1 protein-coding gene is annotated in these 256 nt (G+C 63.3%); it reads left to right on the top strand.

Annotation, left to right across the window (positions count from 1 at the left end; all coding sequences use genetic code 11):
* Positions 1 to 12 precede the first annotated feature (12 nt).
* The coding region (locus SQ11_RS16165) for an acyl-CoA dehydrogenase family protein (protein WP_269746064.1) at positions 13 to 256 on the top strand (244 nt) is incomplete at its 3' end.

The raw sequence follows: 256 nt of genomic DNA on the forward strand, positions 1-256 counted from the left end.
GTGAGCGGCGAGATGGTCACCGCCATTGCCATGACCGAGCCGGGTGCCGGCTCCGACCTGCAGGGCGTGAAGACCACTGCGGTGCTCGATGGCGACGAATACGTGATCAATGGCTCGAAGACCTTCATCACCAACGGCTGGTTGGCCGATCTGGTGATCGTCGTGGCCAAGACCGACCCCAAGGCCGGTGCCAAGGGCACCAGCCTGTTCCTGGTGGAGGCCAATACGCCGGGCTTCTCCAAGAGATCGGAAGAGC

This window comes from Nitrosospira sp. NpAV (genome assembly GCF_000832065.1).
Taxonomy (GTDB): Bacteria; Pseudomonadota; Gammaproteobacteria; order Burkholderiales; family Nitrosomonadaceae; genus Nitrosospira.